The organism is Saccharophagus degradans 2-40, assembly GCF_000013665.1.
Classification (GTDB): domain Bacteria; phylum Pseudomonadota; class Gammaproteobacteria; order Pseudomonadales; family Cellvibrionaceae; genus Saccharophagus; species Saccharophagus degradans.
The window spans coordinates 3651322-3672096 of sequence record NC_007912.1; the positions used below are offsets into that span (position 1 = coordinate 3651322).

14 protein-coding genes are annotated in these 20775 nt (G+C 45.3%); 8 read left to right on the plus strand and 6 right to left on the minus strand.

Features of this window, described 5'->3' with window-relative positions; all coding sequences use genetic code 11:
• The first annotated feature begins 72 nt into the window (after positions 1-72).
• Together SDE_RS15070 and SDE_RS15075 are read left to right on the plus strand one after the other, a co-directional pair.
• On the plus strand, positions 73-2415 hold the full coding sequence (locus SDE_RS15070; protein ID WP_011469355.1) for a TonB-dependent receptor: 2343 nt from the start codon (positions 73-75) through the stop codon (positions 2413-2415).
• 74 nt (positions 2416-2489) lie between these two features.
• On the plus strand, positions 2490-3842 hold the full coding sequence (locus SDE_RS15075; protein WP_011469356.1) for a PepSY-associated TM helix domain-containing protein: 1353 nt from the start codon (positions 2490-2492) through the stop codon (positions 3840-3842).
• On the opposite strand, the gene SDE_RS15080 is transcribed toward SDE_RS15075, so the two are convergent.
• Positions 3839-4954: a PepSY-associated TM helix domain-containing protein gene (locus tag SDE_RS15080; RefSeq protein ID WP_011469357.1), complete on the minus strand. Its 1116-nt coding sequence runs from the start codon at positions 4952-4954 to the stop codon at positions 3839-3841. The two genes, SDE_RS15075 and SDE_RS15080, sit on opposite strands and share 4 nt — an antisense overlap.
• 98 nt (positions 4955-5052) lie before the next feature.
• Positions 5053-7167 carry a TonB-dependent receptor gene (locus SDE_RS15085; protein WP_011469358.1) on the minus strand — a complete coding sequence of 705 codons (2115 nt, stop codon included), beginning with the start codon at positions 7165-7167 and terminating at the stop codon, positions 5053-5055.
• A gap of 295 nt (positions 7168-7462) precedes the next feature.
• Here SDE_RS15085 and SDE_RS15090 point away from each other — a divergent pair, with 295 nt between their 5' ends.
• Both SDE_RS15090 and SDE_RS15095 read left to right on the plus strand, forming a co-directional pair.
• Positions 7463-8563, plus strand: a complete 1101-nt coding sequence (locus SDE_RS15090) for a ferredoxin--NADP reductase (RefSeq protein ID WP_011469359.1) — start codon at positions 7463-7465, stop codon at positions 8561-8563.
• Positions 8564-8660: 97 nt separating this feature from the next.
• A complete protein-coding gene (locus SDE_RS15095; protein WP_011469360.1) occupies positions 8661-10088 on the plus strand; it encodes a fatty acid desaturase in 1428 nt (475 codons plus the stop codon).
• 132 nt (positions 10089-10220) lie between these two features.
• Here the strand turns inward: SDE_RS15095 and SDE_RS15100 are convergent, their stop codons facing one another.
• Positions 10221-11081, minus strand: coding sequence for an AraC family transcriptional regulator (locus SDE_RS15100; protein WP_011469361.1), 861 nt, complete (start codon positions 11079-11081; stop codon positions 10221-10223).
• A gap of 287 nt (positions 11082-11368) precedes the next feature.
• Between SDE_RS15100 and SDE_RS15105 the strand changes: the two genes are divergently transcribed.
• A complete protein-coding gene (locus SDE_RS15105; RefSeq protein ID WP_011469362.1) occupies positions 11369-12475 on the plus strand; it encodes a Zn-dependent alcohol dehydrogenase in 1107 nt (368 codons plus the stop codon).
• A gap of 14 nt (positions 12476-12489) precedes the next feature.
• Positions 12490-13314, plus strand: a complete 825-nt coding sequence (locus tag SDE_RS15110; RefSeq protein WP_011469363.1) for an alpha/beta hydrolase — start codon at positions 12490-12492, stop codon at positions 13312-13314.
• 17 nt (positions 13315-13331) lie between these two features.
• Here SDE_RS15110 and SDE_RS21450 read toward each other — a convergent pair whose 3' ends face one another.
• The 3 genes from SDE_RS21450 to SDE_RS15125 all read right to left on the minus strand — a co-directional run bounded on the left by SDE_RS21450 (position 13332) and on the right by SDE_RS15125 (position 16470).
• Complete coding sequence (locus SDE_RS21450) at positions 13332-13763, minus strand: nuclear transport factor 2 family protein (protein ID WP_083763127.1); 432 nt, start codon at positions 13761-13763, stop codon at positions 13332-13334.
• Positions 13764-13830: 67 nt separating this feature from the next.
• The gene (locus tag SDE_RS15120; RefSeq protein WP_011469365.1) at positions 13831-14769 is read right to left on the minus strand and encodes a hypothetical protein; all 939 of its coding nucleotides are present in this window, start codon (positions 14767-14769) and stop codon (positions 13831-13833) included.
• Between the two features lie 9 nt (positions 14770-14778).
• Positions 14779-16470 carry a L,D-transpeptidase family protein gene (locus SDE_RS15125; protein WP_011469366.1) on the minus strand — a complete coding sequence of 564 codons (1692 nt, stop codon included), beginning with the start codon at positions 16468-16470 and terminating at the stop codon, positions 14779-14781.
• 394 nt (positions 16471-16864) lie between these two features.
• On the opposite strand from SDE_RS15125, the gene SDE_RS15130 reads away from it, so the two are divergent.
• Positions 16865-19954 (plus strand): cellulose-binding, type IV, encoded by a 3090-nt coding sequence (locus tag SDE_RS15130; RefSeq protein WP_011469367.1) that lies wholly within the window; start codon positions 16865-16867, stop codon positions 19952-19954.
• Positions 19951-20745, plus strand: coding sequence for a mechanosensitive ion channel family protein (locus SDE_RS15135; RefSeq protein WP_011469368.1), 795 nt, complete (start codon positions 19951-19953; stop codon positions 20743-20745). Before SDE_RS15130 ends, SDE_RS15135 begins: the two co-directional genes overlap by 4 nt.
• The last annotated feature ends 30 nt before the right edge of the window (positions 20746-20775 follow it).

Here is a 20775-nt window from a genome sequence, read left to right on the forward strand (position 1 = left end):
TTAACTAGCATGCAGCCATCGCAAAGTAGTACAGCCCCTCGCTGTCGCTATAATTTTCGCAAAGGAACCTAAATGCTCCAACTAGCCAATACGCCTGCAAGCAAAAACCTCAAACTATCCGTATTAACGGCAGCCATATTAATTAGCAACTCCGCACTGGCCGAACACAACAATAATCAGCTAGACAAGAAAAATGTTGAAGAGGTGAAAGTGTGGGGCGAAAGCAAGGCGAGTGATCAAGCCGATTTTACCACCCCCAATAGCGTGCTCACCCGTGAAGACTTTCAAAGCATAAATATTGCAACCACAGAAGATGTGGTTAAATTTGAGCCGAGTATTGTTATTCGTCGCCGTTTTATTGGCGACTCCAATGGCACTATGGGTATACGCGGTTCCAATATGTTTCAAACTTCGCGCTCCATGGTTTTTGCCGATGGTGTGCCACTGCACTACCACTTGCAATCTCGCTGGAGTGGCGCGCCTCGCTGGACCATGGTTTCCGCCAGTGAAATTGCCCAAGTAGAAGTGCTGTACGGCCCTTACTCTGCAGAATACAGTGGCAATGCAATGGGCGGTGTAGTTGTTATAGAAACAGCCATACCGCAACAGCGTGAATTCCATTTTGATGGAGCCTTTTTTACCCAGGATTTTAACGCCTACAAATTCGACGATAGCGTAAATGGCTTTAAAGGCTTTATATCGGCAGCCGATAAAATTGGTGACCTAAGCCTTTATGCTTCTTACAACCACTTAAATAACGATGCACAACCACAATCGTTTTACTACAACACACCAACCGAAACAGACAATCCCAATACCGCAACCGGCGCATATGCGGGCAAAAGCAGCACCGGTGACGACGTGCTGTACTTTAGTGATTCGGGCGTAGTAAATACCCAAACCGACAACCTAAAATTTAAAGTAGGTTACGACTTTGGCCACTGGCAAACCCTACTTAATATTGCCTACGAAGACAGACAGTCTAGCTCCGATAGCCCCACCCCCTTTTTAGAAGATTTAAACGGCAATAAAATTTGGGGGGGTAATGTTGTAGTTGATGGGCAAAACCTTACCATTCCCGCTAGTCGCTTAGCCGTAAGTGATATGGACAGAAGGAGCCTCTCGGTAGGCTTGCGCTTAAAAGGCGATTTAAATAGCAATACATCATTAGAAGCAAACCTTAACCAGTTTTCTATTTTAGAAGATCAAAATAGAAGCTCTAGCGTTAACCCTAATCACCCCAGCTACACCTTAGATGGGCAAGTGTCTGATTATGACGATACGGGCTGGACAACTGCCGAAGCAAAATTACGCTTTAGCCAGCTAGGCAACACACACCTTGCCTTAGTAACCGGCGTACGCCACGAAAGCTACCAGTTAAATTACAGCGTATACGACTCGAGCAACTACGCCGCAGGCAGTAAAGATACCCTCACAAATACAAGCGGAGGCGAAACAAGCATTAATGCCGCGTTTGCGCAGTTTAGTTGGGACATTAACAGCCAATGGGATATGGCTTTTGGCGCTCGCTTCGAAAGCTGGAAAAGCAGCAACGGCTATATTTCTGAAGAAAACACCACCACAGGCAATGTAGAAAAAGCCCCCGTACCAGAAATATCTGCAGAGAAATTATCGCCCAAGTTATCTGTTGGTTTTAGCCCAAATAGCGATTGGCAGCTGCGCTATTCGCTGGCAAGAGCTTATCGTTTTCCAATTGTGGAAGAGCTATTTAGCCAGTACCAAGCCTACAATGCCATTAGCCTAGCCAACCCAGAACTGAAGCCCGAAGACGGCATACACCAAAACATTATGATTGAGCGCAGCCTCAATAATGGCTATGCCCGCATTAATGTTTTTACAGAAACCATCGAAGATGCAATAGACTCGCAAACCACACTCTTGCCAGGCGGAGGCTCAGTGCGAACCTTCTCGCCGGTAGACGAAACCAAAGCGCAAGGTGTGGAATTTATTGTAAACCAGTACGACTTCTTGATTAGCGATTTAGATATGCGCTTTAATTGGGCCTATATTGACACCGAAGTTATAAGTAACAGCACCGCTGAAGGCGACGATATTAGCCCAGAGAATTCAATTGTTGGTAACGAGCTACCGCGCATGCCACACTGGCGCGGCAACCTGATGGCAAGCTATGCACTTACAGAAAAGTGGACCACCAGCGTAAACCTACAATACGCGAGCGATGCCTATGGCCGCACCGACAATACAGATACCGAACGCAACGTATACGGCGCGCAAGATGGCTACACGCGCATAGGCCTTAAAACACATTACGCGCTAAACAAAACGCTAAAGCTAGGCATTGGTATAGACAACCTTACCAACGAAATAGCCTATGTAGCACACCCTTGGCCGGGCAGAACGGTATATTTTACTTTGGCGTATGACTTAAAATAAAAATAATTTTTAGGTAGGCTGTGCGCACTGCGCCACGGCCTACAATTAACCGTTAGCATATAAGACACAATAAAATGAGCAACCCACATTTATATCGTACGCTTTGGCGCTGGCATTTTTATGCCGGCGTTTTTTGTATTCCATTTATTATTTTTCTTTCGGTTTCTGGTGCAATTTATTTATTCAAACCGCAAATAGAAAGCTGGCAAGACAGAGCCGAAAACAATTTAACCCTAAGCGGCCAAACCGCCAGCGCAAACCAACATATTCAAGCAGCGCTCAGCGCCTTACCTGGCGCGCTATTTACAAGCTATCAATTACCGCAATCTGCTAATCACGCCATAGTTATTACGCTAAAGAAAGATGCAACCAAATTCGCCGTTTACGTTCACCCCTCTAACCTCACTATTCTCAAAGTTGTAAATAAAGATTCATCGTTTATTAATTTGGTGCGCACATTTCACGGCGAGCTACTTGCGGGCAATGTAGGGTCAATACTCGTGGAGCTCGCTGCTTGCTGGGCGATTGTATTAGTGTTAACTGGGCTGTACCTGTGGTGGCCGCGCAACCTTAAAGGTTTTGGCGGTATTGTGTACCCGCGTATAAACTTGGGCGTGCGCACAACCCTGCGCGATTTACATGCAGTTACCGGCTTTTGGATTGCTTTCTTTACCCTGTTTTTATTACTAAGTGGTTTACCTTGGGCGTTAGTATGGGGAGGCGCGTTTAAAGAAGTACGCCAGTGGGCCAATCAACCTAAAGTGGCTGTTCATACTCATGGCGAACATGCAGCTCACGCATCCAATCAACCAGAAAGTAAGCAGCCAGATTGGACCTTAAGCCGACAGCAAGAAAAACCCGTATGGATGGCTCAAGCGGTAGCCAACGCTAATTTACCCCAAGCCGTGCTCGCCGCCGCCCACGCGCAACAACTCGCTCCACCAGTAGAACTTTCCCTTGCCAATAGCGAAACGAACAATTGGAAAGCGGCCTCGCAAAATCAAAACCGCCCACTGCGTACAACGGTTTGGCTAGATGGCGCAACAGGAGCAATAACAAAGCAATCTACATTTAGCGAGAAAAATACATTAGACAAAGCAATAGGTATTGGCATTGCCGCGCATGAAGGGCAACTGTTTGGCTGGTTTAATCAATTACTGGGGTTAATTACTGCACTTGGCTTAGTCACCCTAAGCATCACTGGGTTTTTAATGTGGCGTAAACGTAAACCAAACGAATCACTTAAACAAGCGTTAGGCGCGCCACCGCCACCCAGCAAACGCGCAATGGGTACAGGTGTTGCCGTTATTACATTAGCAACTGCCGCATTTTTACCGCTGCTGGCTATTTCCATTATTGCTTTAATTATTGTGGAACAAGGCGTATTGAGGTTTTTACCTCGCACTAGAGTATGGCTGGGTATTTAGCGCGCGGGTTTACGCCTGCGTTTTAAAGCTAGCCATACGCCCGATACCACCCAAAAAATGGGCACAAACATTAGCAGTAACCACAAACATTGAATAACACCATTCCACCATTGCCCCACATGGAATTTGTACCTAAAGTTCCACGTTTTTGTTGCTAGGTTTTGTGCTTCTGCATTAAAGGAATCAATTACGCGGCTATCTTCTGGCTCTAGCCAAACCCAACTATATGGGTGGTTTTCTGTAGGTAGCTGTACGCGAACTTTTATTGGGTCGCCCGCTTTTTTTGCAAAATAAATTCGCCGCGGCTCGCCATTGGCAAACACACTGTTAGAACTTGCCAATATTTGGGCGAGATTGGGCACACCCACCGTCTCGGCCTGCGGGTGCTGAGGTAAAGTCACACTGCCAAAAGTAAAGGCTTGCACCAAAGCTTTAGTGGGCGCAACCCAAAAAAATGCGATGCCCGATAACGAAATAAGAAACAGCGGGATAAAAGTATACACACCAAGTAACGCGTGTATTTGCCCAATTTTAGATTTGGCATTGTTCGTGGGGCGGTAAAGCATGCGCTTTAAACGACGCTTAGGTTTTGCCCATAACGCCAACCCTACAAGTAAATTAATACACAGTATGGTGGCAGCTGTAGACAATACATTTTGGCTTACTGTGGCGCTGTGGCCACTTTGTAACAACCTGCGATGCCACGACAATAAAAAACCGTAGAAGGTATCATCATAGTAATACTGCTTAAGCACATCGCCGGTGTAAGGGTTAACATTCGCGTATTTGCCATTCGCCAAACCTACCTGCCAAATATCATCAGGTTCAACCTGTAAATTCAGTAGCGTTATGCGCGATTGAGCTTGAGCTTGCGCGCGCTCGACAACAGCATCAATAGAATAACTGCCGCTTTCGATCTCATGAGCCAATACGGGAGTTTCGACTTCACTTACGTCGACAGGCGTATCCACGGTCCACGCATTTGGCCACATTATTTTTTGAATGTCTGTAGCGTATACCAATAACAACCCGCTTACACACATGCTAAGAATAAAAATGCCCGCCACGAGTGTAAGTGCTAAATGCACACGCCTTAACCAGAGATAAAACATAAATACTGTATCTTTTATTAACGTCTAAACGCAAAAAGGCTTTGGTGGATGTAGTTAACTACTCCACCAAAGCCTGTAACACTTGCATACTTAATAACTTAGAACGAATAGGTTACGCCAGCGTTAACAGTGGTACCCAAGCCTTTGGTGTTGTAACCGTTGTAGGTGTATACCTGCGAACGCGCTGGGTAGTAATCTTGGTTAAACAAGTTTTCTACACCGAGTTGCGCCAACCAATTACCAAAACTGTAAGTCGCACTTAGGTTAACAATGCTATAACTTTCAATTGGGCCTTGATCGCCTACATAGTTGCCATCTACAGCTTCAAAACGGTCGCGGTCACCCACTCTTAAAACGGTTGCATGTAACTGACCGTTACTATTAAACGCCCAATCAACATATGCCGTAAATTTAGGTGCACTAATTTGACGACCACCTAAGTACACATCGTTTTCGGTGTCTTTACCTTCCACCCAAGTGTAAGTTGCACCTGCAGTTAGGTCTTCATTCACTTGATACTCAAACTGGCCTTCGTAGCCCCAGATTTTTTGCGGCGCACGCACAGGCATATATACACCTGTTTCTGCGTTGTATTCGCTGCCCGTACCCAGCTCCGACGTGCTGCGGTAAGCGGCAACTTCTATGCTTAGGTTATCGAAATCGCTAGCAAAACCAACTTCGTAGTGATCAATAAGCGACGCATCGGTGCGAATAAGTGCAATATCTTCTACTGTAGCCGTACGCAATAGACGGCCAATATCAGATACATCTGCCCCCTGGGAATAGTTCACAAATGGACTAATGCCAGAGAAACCGTTGTAACGTAAACCCAAGTTATAGGTGGTTGCGTTGTAATTAATTTCGCCGCCGGTCACATCAAGCGGTACCGAACACGTCTCGGCAGTGCGACATAATTTTAAAGTGCTGTAGTCATCTACGCTAATATCAATATCTTCACTGCGCACACCGGTTTTAATCACAACATCTTCGGCAACAACCCACTTACTTTGTAAATAAAGTGCCTTGCTGCGCATATCCATTTCTGGCACCCATACACGGCCATCAACAAGTGGTTGCGATGTGGTGTCGTTAAGGGCGTCTAAACCGTATATAAACGTTGCGTCTACACCATCCCAGTTAACCGCGGTGTTGAATGAAAAACGCGCGCCAGATTTAACCGATTTAATCATCGACTGACCGCCGGTATAACCTTCATCGGGGTTCGCCAATGCTGAAGAAAAGAAAAACACATTTTCAATTTTTTGCTGGTACACATCGGCAACAAATTGGGTGTTAGCAAATAGCGCATCGTGCGTGTACTTCGCCATCACATTGTGGTTGCCGCGTGGCCCTTGAGGCACACCAGGTTTTGGCTCGCCAGAGGTATCTTTAATTGCGTAGGTTTTGGTACCTGAATTTACACTGCCAGACACATCAACCAAGTCGGCATCTTGTTGCGACTCGTAGTAGTTGTAAGTAACTTGCAACGCTTGGTCGTCATCAAGCTGGTAACCCAACTTAGTGAAATAGTTTTGCGTGGTGGTTTCCGATAAGCCGTAAATCAAGCCAATAATGTCGCCTTCGGCATCGCGCTCTAAACCAGTTTTATCGTAAGTAGCACTAAATACATAGCTAAATTTATCCACGCTACCATCTACAGTGCCATTTAAACGCTGACCGAAACTATCAGCTAAATCTACCGCGCTAAAGCGTGTAAGTACACTCGCCTCACCGCCAACCGTGCGGCTTTCATCAGGCTTGCGGGTAATGTAGTTGATCATTCCACCCGCTGCACCATTACCGTAAACAGAGCTTGCGCCTTTTACTACTTCAATACGCTCAATTACGCTGCCATCCAGAGTGCGAATACCAAGCGACCCATTTCGCAAAGGCGTAGATTGCGGCACGCCGTCAATCATAACTAGTGCATTACGACCGCGCAGTGTTTGCGCGGAGTTACTTGAAGTACCTGTTGCAGGGGCCATACCAGGTACTTTAATAGCCAGCATATTTTGCAGCTCAGGACTTACGCGCATTTGCTGCTCTATTTCAGCCCTGCCCACTACGGCCACAGAAGCAGGTACTTCGCTTTGGCTTTCTGCAACACGGCTACCCGTAACGATCATCTCTTCTAGCTGCCCCGCCACGGCAGAGCCACTTATACCGTATACAGCAAGTGCTGCAACGGTGGACGCTAAAACTGACTTTTTCATTTTTCACCTAAACGTTGAATCATATATAGGCGCCGGATTCTACATAAATATAAATATACATGCAAATCATTATCATTTAGATGCACATTAACCTAACCCCCTCTAAGCATAAAAGTGCCATTTATTTGCAACTAGCTCAAACACACCCTACGTTAAAGCCTATAAATAAGCCATCAGCTATATAGGCACATTTAAAGAACAGCAAAATAATGACACTTCAAAGTAAAAGCTAACATTTTAGTACCCGCCATTTTGGTATAAATATTCCATCTAAACCAAATTCAAGCGGTGCATTATGACGACACACACTCTAAGAGTTGCACGGGTAGAAAATCCCACGGCGAACAGCAAAGCCATCTATTTTGAACCCAACTCCTTGCCTGCTGCATTCGCGGGGCAATTTCTTACCCTTATTGTGCGCCCAAACGACAAAGAGCTTCGCAGAGCATATTCCCTTTTCACCACACCAGAAGAAGGTTTGGCGATTGGTGTTAAACGGGTACCTGGCGGCATAGTCTCGAATTACCTCAACACTTACGCACGCGCGGGAATGGAAATACAAGTTGCAGGCCCGAGTGGCAATTTCACCTATCGACCAGAAAAAAACACCGGCGCAAAACACCTTATATTAGTTGGTGGTGGCAGTGGTATTACTCCGCTTATGGCCATTTTAAAAACCGCGCTCGCACAGCAACATGTAGAGCATATAACCCTTTTATATGCCAATACCTGCGAGCAAGAAATAATGTTTGCGCATGAACTAAACACATTAGCTGAAGCAAACCGCGAAAAGTTTACGCTAATTCATTACCTAAACTCAGAAAACACACAACAAATAAAGCAACGCCAAAAAGGCCTGCTAGGTTGGCTAGGCAAAACTACAAGCTACACCACCGCAGGTTTTTTAACGCAAGAGAAAGCTCTAGAGATTTTAAAGCAACATAATATTGCTGTAAGTAATACACAACAGCCCTCTACTTACGCATATTTATGCGGCCCAGGAGGGTTCATGACACTCGCAGAGCAAGCTCTACTAAATATTGGTGTTGCATCTACGAATATAAAAAAGGAAAACTTCGTTGCCAGTGCACCCAGCAACCCTACCCCTAATTTTACGCCGCCAAACTGCGAAGCCAGAGTAAAAATAGCCGGCGACTACAAGCGCTTCACGGTACCTTCTGGCAAAAATATTTTACAAGCAGCCATAGACGCCAATATTGATTGGCCCTTTTCATGCCGTGAAGGAAGCTGCACCGCCTGCTACAGCCGCTGCACTTCGGGGCAAGTGCACTTGCTTAGCGATAGCGCGCTTAGCAACCAAGAGCTAGCCGAAGGGGGTGTACTACCCTGCGTTGGCTTTCCTAAAAGTAAAAAGCTTGAGCTAGTTATCGACTAGCTTTGCGCTGCACATCAAACCAGATTAAATAAAACCGAATAAGTAAACCCAACCAATTCGGATATTTTTTTATTACTACTACATAGAGACACACCCCATGATAAACCCGAGCGAATATATTATTGAAGAGCAGTGGTTTAACGCCGAGCTACCACGGCAAGAATTTAGGCAATTTATGCAAAGAAATAACTATAGGGGCCTGCTAGATACAGCACTATGGTTTACCTGCTTAGCCTTGAGCGGATATTTAGCCTACACATTGTTAGGCACTTATTGGGCAATACCCGCGTTTTTTGTTTACGGGGTGTTTTATTGTGCTTGCGATGCGCGCTGGCATGAGAGCAGCCACGGCACGGTTTTCCATACAGCATGGCTTAATACAGCGCTGTGCTTTATAGCAACCGCTATGCAGCAGCGGGATATTATTTTTACCCACTGGTCACATGTGCGCCATCACTCTTATACATTAATTAATGATATAGACCCAGAAATAACAGTTACCCGCCCGCCCACATTTTGGGAGCACTTTTTAAATTTTTGGAGCCTAGGCGAAGCTAAATACTATATACCTATTCTCTTTCAGCATGCATTTGGCATTGTAAGTAAAGATGCAAAGAAGTTTGTACCCAAAGAGGAGTACACCAAAATGTTTTGGTGGGCCCGCGCAAGCCTATTGGTAAACCTTATCCCCATAGCACTGTGTTTCTACTTACATAGCGTAGTGCCAATTTTATTTTTTGGTTTACCTAAAATATATGGCAACTTAATTCAGCGCGCATTTATTTTGGCGCAACATGCAGGGCTAGATGACGACACATGGGATCATCGCCGCAATTCGCGCACTATAAAGGTTAACCCACTACTTGGGTTTCTTTATATGAATATGCAGTACCACACCGAGCACCATATGAACCCATTAATGCCGTTTCACCAATTGCCTAAGTTTTCGAAACGCATTGCAGACCAAATGCCCAAGCCCTACAACGGACTGATTGCGGTGTACAAAGAAATGCTACCAGCACTGCGCAAACAAGCCAAAGACCCAACTTATTTTGTAGAGCGCGAACTACCCACCGCCAAACAAGAACGAAAAGTAAAGCGTATTAAACCGTTAGAGCCCGATGCAGTAATGGTTCCCATGGCGGCGAAAAAGCAAACATCTGGCCAAACAGACGTTATTGCAAGCGATAGCCCCCTTGCCGAAAACATACAATGGCATAAAGCAATAGTAGCGCATGAGCTAGGCGAAAATGATGCCGTAAAAGTTTGCATTAACGGGAATCACTACGCTATTTACCAATTACAACATGGCAGCTATCACGCCACCGATGGTATTTGCAGCCACGAACACGCATTCCTCGCCGACGGGCTAGTAGACGATGGCAAAGTGCTGTGCCCGAAGCACAATTCAAAGTTTTGCATTAAAACGGGAAAGGCAATGAACAGACCGGCTAAGCAGCCAATTAACGTTTACCCCATTAAAAAAGAAGGCGATGACTTGCTAATTGGTTTAAGTATTCAATAGGCTTAAGCACCTAATAGTCAGCTCATTACCTGCACCCTAAAGCACGCGCTAGAGAAACTTCTAGCACAGGCTTTAGGTTGCACACACAATCAATACCGAAGCAATACCGAAATGCCAACCTCACAAAACAAGCTATAGCAAACGCTCTTTAATTGTAGTTTTGTACTTTTTAGGGGTAACACCAAACTGCTTTTTAAACAGTGCAATAAAGTGAGAGGGGCTAGAAAAATTGAGTTCGTAACTAATATCTGTAATAGAGAATTCGCTCTGGCTTAGCATTCTAGCGGCACTATATAGGCGGTGGCGAATACTATATTCCGAGTAGTTATAGCGAAACACGCTCTTAAACAATCGTGAAAAATAAGATGGCGAAAGGCAACACATTGCAGCCGCCTCGTTAAGTGAGAGCTCGACGCTTTTTTGATGGCGAAATAAGTTTACAACAGGTTCTAACTTAGCATAGCTGCTTGAGTTTTGGATGGCTTCGGTATGGGGCGACTTTAATGGCGAGGCACTTTCTGCCAGCCAAGTGAGTAACAAACGCAATAACGATTGGCTTTTATCGCTGTAGGGGTCGCGCCTGTAACTTTCGTGCAGCCACGTTACAACACGATGAATATCCTTAGAATCACAGGCGTTTAAACGCAGATGCATACCGTACTTAAAAAACGATTCCGCCGAAGCCAGCCCATTGTCGGCTAAAAAGGAAGGTAAAAACTGAATAATATGCCACGATTTTTGCCGGCTAGATAACTCGAAATCGTGTGTTTCTAGTGCTGGGGTAAACACCATGTCGTAATCTTGCAGTGACGACTCGCCTTGATTGTAGAAAAAGGTCCCCTCTATTTTTTCGAATACAATTAGCTCATGCACTTCGTGAAAATGCATAAAGCACGAGTAGGGATCGTTATCGCTGTAACTTACGTGATGAACCTCGAAATTGTAGCCCTGCTGAATACAAAACGGTTCGCAGTAAGGTTTATTTTTCTTCATTCCGCCACAACCAGTAAGAGCATATATTTAACACTAAAAAACCATAAGGTTAATTACAAGGTATATGCTCGCACATCAACGTGCAAGTAGCTTTTCATTTATAAGGCTGTATTTCCAGAAAAAAATACAACCTCCACCTTATATCGCCCTAACAGCATACAGAATCGCCGCCAGTCACACATAGCATAATTCTGTTGTTTTTACCTCTCTAGCTGACAGATTGTTGTTATTTTTAATGGTTAAATTATGTATAGCTTTAAAATCACGCACACAACCATGAGATTATTATGCGCTCCACCAAAGCATTAGTATCCGACGGCAATGGCGCCTTCGACGTTAAGCAAATAACGGTAGGCGAACCGGCAGCCAACGAGGTACGGGTAAAAATAAAGGCTGCCGGACTATGCCACACCGACTGGGATTCAATTCAAAATTGGAATAAGCCCTTTATCGTCGGCCACGAAGGCGCAGGCATTGTGGATGCGGTAGGAGAAGGGGTAACCAAGGTGGCCCCAGGGGACAAGGTTATTCTTAACTGGGCCATTCCGTGTGGCCAATGCCAGCAATGTTTAACCGGCTACCCACATATTTGCGAAATAAACTCGCCAGTATGCGGCAAGGGTTTATGTGGCCATGCCCATGCTAACGCCACACTTTACAATAATGCTCCACTCGAACGCTCTTTCCACTTAGGTACCATGGCCGAATACACCGTGGTTAAAGAAGCCGCTGTTGTAAAACTTGAAACAGACATTTCTTTTAGCGCCGCCTCTATTGTGGGCTGTGGCGTAATGACCGGCTGGGGTTCGGTAGTGAATGCCGCAAACGTAAAAGCCGGCTCTACCGTTTGTGTCATTGGTTGCGGCGGGGTTGGATTAAACGTTATTCAAGCCGCACGGCTTTCCGGTGCAGCAAAAATTATTGCCATAGATATAAACGACGAACGACTCGCTCAAGCCAAACAATTTGGTGCTACGCATGGAGTAATCGCCAATAGAGCGGACTCGCACTTCGACGAGGTGCTCACTCAGGTCAAACAGATCAACAACAACCGTGCAGCCGATTACGCCTTTGAATGCACGGCCGTGCCTGCGCTGGGTTCGGCACCGCTAAAGCTAATACGCAGCGCGGGTACCGCCGTACAAGTAAGCGGTATAGAGCAGCGTATCGACTTCGACTGCGAATTATTTGAGTGGGATAAAATTTACATTAACCCCCTGTATGGGCAGTGCAACCCCGAGCGCGACTTTCCACGCATACTTGCGCTTTACGCCAGCGGCAAACTAAAACTAGACGAGCTGATAACCAAAACTTATAGCTTAGAAAATATTACAGAAGGCTTCGACGATCTATTAAATGGCCGTATAGCCAAAGGTGCAATTATTTTTGACTAAGGCGAGTAAATTCCATGGCGTACCAACAAATTGAAAAGTCGAACCCTGCTTTTACCCAACAAGATTTATGCCTGCTAACCATACACGCCAGTAGCTTACAGGGGCGTGCCAATGTATCGGTATACAATGCTTACAGCCAAGCCAAAAACTTACCCATCGTCATTTTGCTGCATGGTGTATACGGCAACAATTGGGTGTGGATGAATTTAGGCGGCGCCCACATGGTATACGAATCTCTTAGGCAAGCCACACCCAGCCTAACCGAAATGGTGCTAGTAATGCCAAGCGATGGCAATTATTTTGCTGGCTCGGCTTATTTACCCTTACAAGATAAAGGCAATTACGAAGCATGGATAATAGATGACATGTTAGATGCAACAATCGCTACTATTGATTGTGTCTCTAACCAATCTAATATCTATATTGCAGGCTTATCAATGGGCGGTTACGGAGCTTTACGTTTGGGAGCAAAGTATCCCTCTAAGTTTGCAGGTATAGCAGCGCATTCGGCTATTACCCAGCTAGAGCAAATGAGTGAGTTTGTTAAGGAGCCCCTCTCACATTACTTGTGCCAAGAAAAAGCAGAAGCCTCAATATTGCACTGGGCGCAAATAAACCGCGCCAACTTGCCCCCTATACGCTTTGACTGCGGCACAAATGATTCGCTACTTGCAGGCAACAGGCTGCTAAGCAAGCAATTTGAGCAGCTTAACATCTCTCATATTTACGAAGAGTGCGAAGGACAACACAGCTGGGATTACTGGAACACACAGCTTGCGCACACGCTGCAATTTTTTAATCGAATTGAAACAGGGAAAAACGAACTAAGCAATCAGTAAAACAACTGACAAAGCAATTAACAAATTACAGAAGAATGGCCAGCAATCACCTGCCAGCCATTTTCACTACGCGCTCGCTGATCTTTACCTAACAAAGGGTCTAGCGCCTCTTTAAGCGCGTGATTTAAGCACCACACGCGCGTAAAGCGCAGTGGTGTTGTAACCTCTAGCCCACCCGCCTCGCTCACCAACTCCACTTGGGCGATCACAATAAACACATTCTCTGCTGGTAGTATTTCCAACTGCTTTAGGGTGAGATTCTTAATAGTGAATAATTTTTCTCTGTGGGCAAGTAGGTCTTGCTGTTTGGTAATTTTTTGCCCTAGATGATTAGTAAATATTAGCTCTGGCGATAGCAAAATATCCAGCTCGTCCACATTGGAACTTATCATCGCTTTACGAAGCCGTTCCTCTAGGCGTTTAATGCTCTCTATCATGCTATTACTCAATCGCTTATTACCTTTTCCATTTACGCCTAGCTGAGTACTGGTAGCAGCACCCAGCATTAACTAGCAACTACCAGCGCGCCCGATAACCGCGCACATCAACATGTACGAAAGGCCCGTGAGCAGCGTTCGCTTGGTACAACCCAAGGCCGCCAATTAGATGTTTGTAATCTGGTGCTTCGCGATAGAACTTTTCTACCATATCCCACAAGAACGTGGCATCGTCTACATTTACCTTACCATCTTTATTTAAATCGTCCATAACGCCATCTTTGGGGTTTTCATCTACAAAAATATCTGCAGCGCCACCCCACTGGTGACGCGAATATTTTTTATTTTTAATAGCAGCGTTATAAAATGGCGTGCGGTAGCCACTCATTATGGTAAAGCTTTCCATGGCGATGCCTTCGCGATTTACCGCTTCGGTAATATATTCTAACTTCCGTAACAGTCGCGTTTGCAACACCACATATTTAGGGTAACCACTGCTTTGCTTACACAAAAACTGCTTTAGCGTGTAGTGAGGCGAAACTAACATATCTTGATTGGCTTTGGTGACTTCTACAAAGCCCACTGGCGGCTTGTAGTTGTCTAGGCCTTTGTATGCCTCTTTGGGGTATTCGCCTATTGTGTAACCATTCAATTTTTTGTTTTTTACCTGCGCCATAGGGTGCATAACAAAAATTTGCACCGTAGATGCCAACTCACCCTTGGGCTGAACAACTAATGTTTTCATACCGGGGGTAGCTGGGGCCTTCCATTTAAAAGATGTAACCTGTTCGCTTATGGTATCTTGAGCAATGGTAAAAGGTAGCGCTTTGCCGTTTTTTACCACGTTAATGTCGACTGTTTTTTCGGGCAGCACGAAAAAACTCATAAGCGTATATTCTGTTTTACCCTGCCCCACACTAATCACATACCCAGACCGACCTGTCTCGAATGCAAGGCTTTTAGCGCATACGCACAAACACAACAACGAAAAACAAACCTTAACTAATTTGCTATACATAATTAACTCTTATTCTATAGGTAGCGTTAACGCACTAAACAACGGTTTATCGCGTTCGTAAATATCGTTTCTAAACTGTAACTTGCCACTACTATCTACCCATGCAGTCCAATATTCTATATGCACTGGCACGGGTGTTTTTAAATTAACCGTTGTTGTTTTTGCGGAAGATAACACCTCATTAATTTGATCTATGCCCATTCCATTTGGCTCTAACAATTTACTCGCCAGCTCTATCGGGTCCGAAACGCGAATACAACCCGAGCTAAATGCCCGCTCAGTTTTTGAAAACAGCTCCCGCGACGGTGTATCGTGCAAGTAAACATCGTAAGCGTTAGGAAACATAAACTTCACTTGCCCCAATGCATTCAACGGCCCCGGCGCTTGCACCATTCGATAAGGGAACCTTTTATGCAGTTTATCCCACTCGACATCTGCTGGGTTTACCACTGTGTTCTCACCCAGCGCATACAGGGTAAACCCGTATTTTTCTAGGTAGCTAATATCTTTCTTAATTTCTGGCAGCTTATCCTGCACGGCGAGCTTTTGCGGCACTGTCCATGTAGGGTTAAAAACCAGAAAGCGAATTTTATCGCTGAACACCGGCGTTTTACGGTAGTTTCTGCCAACAATAACCGGCTTTTGCATTACCAGCTCGTTACTTTTGTAAACCCGCAAATCAAAATTGGCTATGTTAACTACTATAAAATAGTCCCCCATATTTTGATCAAGCCACCGCCAACGCTCGAGGTTCACCACAACATCATTTGCGCGCTGTACGGGTGATACATTCAACGCAAGTAACGTATTCTTGCCCACCACACCATCTGGCTCCAGCCCGTGGCGCCGTTGAAAGCGGGTAACTGCTTCCATCAGCTCACCTTCGTAGTGCGTAAACGTCTCTTCACTTTCACTTAGATCACCCCAAAACCGAAGTCGTTCCGCAATGGGCGATAAACGCGTATCGGCCATACCTTTTTTAATGGCAGGCGAAAGCGCTAATGGCTCCCAGTCAGGAGCTTGGGTGCTATTCAACCAAGCTAGCGTTTTTACTAGCCGAGCGTAACGGGGCTGCCGCGGCCGCAAAGATTGCACAATGTCGGCTATAGGTACGTTACTAGCCACTTTCGTTAATAGTGCTCGCGCGTCCACCACTTCCTTTGCTGGCTTCCACTCATTCGTCAGCGTTTCTGGGTCAACTTTACCGGCCAGAATATGCTGCGCTAAAAACAAAAATGCATCCGTTAATACCAACTCGGCATCACTCGAGATTTCACTCGGTTCAGTAATAAGCTGGCCTAGGTAGGCAATATGGTAGTCTGCAGGTAGCAAGCCTTCTTTATCGACCCCTTGCAATACGGCAATCAAGTCTAACGCTGCGCTATTAAAAGCACGGCCAGAATCTTTTAACCATAGCGGTGCAAACCCTGTCTCTTCGTAATAGGCGTTTAACAAAGCACTGTTGCGGATAGGTGCGCTGCTAATTTTTGCAGGATATCCAGCACTCCAAGCCTCTAAGCGCTGGCGGATACTATCGTTAACAGCAGCACCTTGAAGGGCACTACTCGCGAATGCATCGCCGGCCAGAACTAGCGCACAAATCACGGCCACAAGGTCGCGACGAAATGCGTGTATGTAGTGGGAAAGTCGATGGTGAGAGAAAAACGACAAGGTGAAAAATAAGCTACCATTAAAATACATGCATAGGTCCCGTGGTGCAAAATTTAAAACGATGAGATTGGAATAAAAAGAGCATCTATTATGCTGCGCGGAGGTGTAGATTTTGGCAGAGTGTAATCAGAGTATAGGGGCGTAATTTAAGAATTAATACTCCTATGTAAAAATAATTTTTGCTCGATCACAACGATATTCCAGCACTGGCTTTATGTGCAGCAAACCCTTGCTACTTTCCTAAAAAATCGGTTAACTGTCGGCCAACCCCCGCAATGACATATACCTGTTTTGCTAAGGCCCAACTGGCACCAAAGTCATCATGCAAGATTACCATGCTGACTCTTTTACCGCAGCCTAAGGCAGCGCACCAACCACCATAGAAGCACTTGCTCCACCTACCCACAGGGGTGTTATTTAGTATATGACTGTTACCTGCCGATACATTTATCGACTAACTGCCGCACTGCTGCTTTGCAGTAGCTGTGCACTTGCCGCCAACACTCCCCAAACGCAAAACGCCACACCCGAAGCGCCCGGAAGCCAAATAAGCACAGCAGAGCAAGTTGCGACAATTGAAGAATTTTACGCAAAGCGACTTGTTGGCCTTGAGCCCATTCGCGCTATTTTCCCTGCTGCATGGCTAACCGAAACACCTGCTTGGAATGAAGAAAAAAATAAACTGCAACAGCATCTAGCCGCATTATCACAAGCAGACACCACAAATACCTCCCCACACGAGCTGGAACTGACGCAGCTAAAATTGATGTGGGTGCTATTTACACCCGCAGAGCGCAGCGATTTGATCAATTCAGCCAAAACCCAGCTGCTTGCTCAAACCAACAAACAAAATGCGCAAAAAATACTTGAACAAACCCAAGCGGCAGCCAGCGAGCACGAAAAGCAACTGCAGCAGGTTAAACACGAACTGGCCCAAAGTGAGGACGACAGAGAAAAGCGCTTGCTGGCTATACAATTAGGTATCGAAAAGCGCATTGAGTTAATAACGGCCAAAACCAAACTGATCGCCGATGCGCAAATAGCATTTAGCCAAGATGTAAGCGATTGGAAAGAAATTCAATCTCTCATCAGCAATGCGCTCGATGACGAGCACTTCATCCCCGGCACCCGAGATTTCACCCTGTATCGCAAAACCCTGCGCGACCGACTTGCGGCCTCTAACCGCGCCGTAGCCAACAAACATGTATTTGTTACTACGTACTTTCGCGACGACATGAACCTGCCAGAAGAGGAGCAAAGCTTTAATGTGCAGGTAAGAGAAACAGACAGTGATAAAAACGTCGAGCGAGTCAATACTGTACTTAGAAAGCGTCTTGAACTCAGTCAAAGTGAAGAGAATTTTATCGCTAAAAAGCAAACGCTAATCGTAGACCTCGCGGTTTGGCACAAACAATATCGCACCGATCTATTACTTCTGCGTGGCAAACTAATCAAGCAAGTTATCGACAATAACGCTTTTTCGCTTAACAACTTCGACCCAATTGCAGTCGAGTTACGCACGCTTTACGCCTCCACGCTTTTCTCTAAATGGAGCAAAGCTTACGTTAAAACCTATGGCACAAGTAAAAAAACATCGTTAACGTTTTCTAATATTACCCATCTGCTAAAAGTACTGCTTACCACGTGTTTTATTGTGTGGTTATTTCTAAAACGGCAGCTGGTGCTGGATAGCGCCAAACGCTGGTGCCTTACCCGCACTAGTAACGCGCGTTGGCGTAAAGCCACCGCACTTTTGTTTGGTGCACTACAAGAATTGTATATATTTATAATTTTGTTTTTCTTTGGGGGTAGCGTAATAAAAATACTGGTAAGCGTAGGCATTAGCTCTGCCGAAATGTTCAAACCGGTACTAAATAAAATTGTATTGTTCTTTCTACTACTTGGGCTTATTCAATATGTACAACCTTTTTTAAGCCAGCGCGAACAGCGCAAGGGTAGAGATACACATGAAATAGCCGCCATTGAAGAGGTTTTTTCTTTAGTGCCTCAAGTTTACCTTTACTACTGGTTGGCTGCGGGCGTTGTGGCAAGCTTAATATCTCAACACTTAAATGAAAGCTTACTGGGCTTTCACGCAGTCAATGTTATCACCTTCGCATTTGCGATAGCCTTGCTTGTTATTATATGGGTGCGCCGTCACACTTGGCGAACCATAAACGAAAAAGCCTATAATTCGGAGTTGTGGCAGAAAATTAGCTTCAATGCACGTCGTAAACCCTGGGAACCTCTAATTCTGCTTATTGGCGGCGGCATGGGAGTTTACCGTGTTGTTTGGTCCGTTTTGTTAGACAGGCTAACAGAGCTAGAGCTCACCCGCAGCTTTCAGGCTATGGTAAGCCGTGCGATATTAGAAAGGCAGTACCGCAAAACCACCACAAAACTCTATGCAGAACGCTTCCCCGATAAATATTGGCGAAACTTCCATTTTCAAACCCCAGCAGAAGCCCACTGGTACGTTGAGCGCTCGGAACACCAAGAGGTTATTCAGGCAGCCTATGAGAACTGGCAGAGTAAAGGCAAAGCAACACGTTTACTGATTTGTGGCGACCGAGGTATTGGTAAATCTGAGTTAATCTCCAACTTCTTACGTAATGAAGAAATAAAGTGCTTGCACACACATATAGACACAGGTGAAACATCCGTAGCTGCGGTATGCCAGCGATTATCGCTGTCGTTTTTACAATCGCGTATGGATACACCCGAAGATATTATCAATGCGCTAAAACTGATGGAACCACAGGTATTGTGCGTAGAAAATATTGAAAACACTATTTTGCGCAAAGTGGGTGGCTTTGCCGCCTATACGGCCGTAATTGATATTATTTTACAAACATCTGACAAACACTTTTGGCTGGTAACCTGCACAAGCTACGCATGGACAATAGTACAGCACGGCGTAATTGGTGCAGACTGCTTTACCGAAAACATAATGGTAGAAGGCTTAAGTGAAGAAGCATTAAAAACTGCCATGCTAGCAAGGCATAACGATGCACACCCTGCTACCCCGGACTTTAGCCAGCTAAATTTTAGCAATCCCAAACAGGGGCGGCTTCGCGATAAACTGCAACAGCAAGATGCAAGTGAAAAAGGCGAAGAGCTGTATTTTCGAATACTGTGGGACTACACCAAAGGTAACCCAAGGCAAGCACTGTATTACTGGAAGGCCTCTCTCGCATGGGACGGATTAAAATGCACGGTACGATTATTTGAAATACCCGAACACAGGGTGCTCGAAACCCTACAAGATAGAGCACTTATGCTACTTGCCGGTTTAATAGAACATAACGGCTTAACCTTAAGAGGCATGCAAGAAATAATGAATTGCCCAGAAGCCACGGTGCGCAGACACATTGAAGAGCTAACACCTTACGGTATTGTATTTAGCATAGAAAACGACGACTCCTGTGGCTGGCACGTGGAAAGCTTTTGGACCCGTGCAGTAGAAAATTATCTAGAAAAAAGACAATTGCTTTTTAAAGGAGCAGCACTATGAGTTCCGATGCTTATCAAATATTTTCTGCATTCGATTTTTCTAGAATAAGCCTTTCGGTGATTATTTTAGTGGTCGCTTTTGTCTTGGCGCGCTCGTGTAAAATATTTTCTAACCGTCTGTCTCGCGGTTTTCCCGATTACCGCTTGCGTATAGAACAGGTAATGACAACGGTAAACTTTATTTTAATTGTCGGTTCTATTGCACTCGCCATATTTTTACTGTTTCGCAGTAAAGAAGCCGCTTTTGCCATAGCTGGCTCCATTGGTTTAGCGTTTGCCATCGGCGCTAAAGATGTAGCCGCTTCATTGCTCTCTGGCCTTATAGTGCTGTTCGACCGATCGTTCCGTGTGGGCGACCGCGTTAAATTTGCCGACATTTACGGCGATGTGTTAGCTATTGGCGTTAGGTCTACACGAATACGCACATTAGACGATTCCATAGTAACCGTGCCCAACAGCCAATTTATGAATAGCCCTGTCATTAGCGCCAACGCCGGCGCACTGGATATGCAAGTGGAGGTGGAACTTTTTGTAAGCCCCGATAGCGATTTAGCATTGGTTGAACAGCTAGTGCGTGAATCGGCAATTGCTAGCCGCAGCATATATTTACACAAACCTATTAAAGTGCTGTTTAAAGACCAGATAGCTGGCAATATATTTTACACCCGCGTATTGCTAAAAGCCTATGTAATAGAAGTAAACTACGAAAAAAGCTTCGAATCGGAAGTGACTCAACGCTGCCATGCAGCATTTGCTCAAAACGGTATTAAGCACCCGCAAGGGGTGTACTAAGCCAAATAGCCATGCGGCCAAGTACCGCAT